Raw genomic sequence first — 2,778 nt, 5'->3', positions numbered from 1 at the left:
ACAGTTTTATAGGTGTTAGGCAATGATAGCAAGCTGTAACCATGAATAGAATGCCTGGTGTAAGTCTTTATATTCTTATCAAATAAAACAAAGAAACCCAAATATGAAAAAAATATTGAAAATAGTTTTAGGTTTCATTTTTGTGATTGGTTTGGGTTTGGTCGGTGTTGGATTCAGCTTGCAAAAACCTGAACCATCTCCACTTTCTGATGAAAATCGTGCCCAAATTAATTTATTGCCACTTCCCACTGAACTTTCCCTCGGAAAAACACGGTTTACGCTAGAACAGGACTTGGGTCACTCTTTCAAAAACGTTTCTACGCCTAAATTGGAAAATGCCATTAAGCGTTTTTATTCCAAACTTGAGTCCCGGACTGGTATCGTCATTGCGAATAATGGATCACCAAAAGTAATATTAGATTGTAAAAATGCAGGAAACGATTACCCCTCCATTAATGATGATGAATCGTATGGTCTTTCTGTTACCGAAAAGAATATAACGCTTACGGCCAACTCAGAAACAGGTATAATATATGGCTTAGAATCAATTTTACAATTGGTAAAAGAAGAAGATGGAAAATGGGTTTTACCCGAGTTGGAATTGAATGACAAACCACGATATGCCTGGAGAGGGGTTATGATCGATGTAGGCCGCCATTGGATTCCCAAAGATCTCATCTTGAGGAATCTAGAGGCCATGGCCACTGTAAAAATGAATGTACTTCATTGGCACCTAACAGAATACCAAGGTTTTAGAATAGAGTCGAAAACGTATCCTAAGCTCCATGAAATGGGATCCGGGGGAAAATTCTACACCCAAGAAGACATTAAGGAAGTAATCGATTATGCTGCCGATCGTGGGATACGTGTTCTGCCCGAGTTTGATCTGCCGGGTCATTCGACCTCCTGGTTTGTTGGGTATCCCGAATTGGCCAGTGCTCCGGGACCTTATGTATTGGACACAGTTTTTGGTGTGCTAAAACCAGTTATGAACCCTACCAAGGATGTGGTATATGATTTTCTGGACGGATTTTTCGGAGAAATGGCCAATCTTTTCCCTGAAGAATATATACATATTGGAGGGGACGAAGTGATACCAGACCATTGGAACGAAAATCCTGAAATTCAGAATTTCATGAATAATAATGAAATGGATGACTTTCATGAACTTCAGGCATATTTTAACTCACGTATTCATAAGATTTTAATCAAGCATGGCAAAAAGATGGTAGGTTGGGACGAAATCATTCATCCAGACCTACCAAAGGAAGAAATTGTCGTTCAATCTTGGAGAAATGACCAAGCGCTTTTGGAAGCCGTTAAAGAAGGTAATAAAGCAGTACTTTCCTACGGATATTACCTTGACTATAAACAACCTGCTGGTGATCTTTATAAAGTAGATCCCTCGGTGGTTCCTAGTACTATAGATTTTGATATTGATTCCACGAATTGGAAAGGATGGGAAAGCAAGCTCTATGCCAGCGGGGCCGATTTGGAAGGAGATTTATATTTATTCGGTGAAGGAGAGAATTTGCAGGGCATAAAGTATTTTATGGGGAAACCATACGGCTTCACCGACATAGAGGTCGAAGGCAATTTTATTTCTTTCAGTCATGAAACGTCTTTTGGTCAAATGTCCTATGATATTAAAATAGAGGGAGATTCCCTTATAGGGACGGGTACGGTATCCAATGTCGCCATTAAATTTAAAGGGAAACGAAAGGGGGGCACTCATATGCCAAATGGCGAACCGCTCCCAAAGTTTGAAAAAATAGAGGCACTTACCAAAGAACAAGAGGACTTAATTCTAGGTGGGGAAACCTGTATGTGGGGAGAAATGGTCGATGACATTACCCTAGAATCAAGAATTTGGCCCAGAGCCGCAGCCGTGGCGGAAAAACTTTGGAGTCCTAAAGATTATACCGCCGACAACGAGGATATGTATCGAAGGTTAATTGTTATGGATGACCGACTTGAAAAGTTGGGAATAAGACATAGGGCCAGTACCGAAGTATTGATTCGCAATTTGGTCGAAGAACCCTATATTGATCCACTCCGCACCTTGGTCAACGTTCTACAAGAAGATAAATATTTTGGTAGAATGGTTTTATATAAACCTGAACTTTATACGACCACTGCATTAAATAGAGTGGTCGATGCGGCAAGACCGGAAAGTTACGTTGCCTATAATTTTAATAAAGATGTTAATCTTTGGGTCCAAAACGGAGACGTCAGGGCAAAGAACCGCATTGTTCAAAAATTGAAAAAATGGTCAGAAAACCATAGCAAGTTGGTTTCTGCTATTGAAGGCAATGAGCGACTTGAAGAAATTAAAGTACATTCGGCCAATCTCTCCCAATTGGCTAAATTGGGTTTAGAGGCATTGAATAATAGGAATGCTATGAAAGGTGAACTACCAGAAATCGATGCTTTACTGAAAAATGCCGATAAGGCTCAAGGAGGGACTATACTTTCAGTTGTGGAAAGTATGAGAACGCTTTTAAAATAGAACCTTCATTTCTGAACTTATGGAAAGCTATTACAAAGAAAAACAACCACCAACATAAAATATAGGGCATTTGGCAGATAGTGATAAAATTGAAGATGCTAGAAGTAAATAAACATACTGGTAAATTGAAGAATTGGTGCGTTGAAATGGCAAACGCACCATATTCAAATCGTTGTGCCTAATTACTGTAATGAAATAATAATTAATTGTAGTATTATTTAACGCCAAGCGTAACACGCCCAAACCGCGCCTTTGAGCGGAAGTACGAG

General features: G+C 39.5%; 2 protein-coding genes. One reads left to right on the top strand and one right to left on the bottom strand.

Annotated features, from left to right (window positions below):
- Window positions 1-103 precede the first annotated feature (103 nt).
- Entirely contained in the window at window positions 104-2,509 is a 2,406-nt protein-coding gene (locus Q0X66_RS15710; RefSeq protein ID WP_297708047.1) for a family 20 glycosylhydrolase, read from the top strand.
- Between the two features lie 30 nt (window positions 2,510-2,539).
- Here the strand turns inward: Q0X66_RS15710 and Q0X66_RS15705 are convergent.
- A partial coding sequence (locus Q0X66_RS15705) for a hypothetical protein (RefSeq protein WP_297708045.1) occupies window positions 2,540-2,778 on the bottom strand: 239 nt, incomplete at its 5' end.

This window comes from uncultured Eudoraea sp., from assembly GCF_947260015.1.
In the GTDB taxonomy this organism is placed as follows: domain Bacteria; phylum Bacteroidota; class Bacteroidia; order Flavobacteriales; family Flavobacteriaceae; genus Eudoraea.
This window is presented reverse-complemented; position numbering and strand designations above follow the sequence as displayed.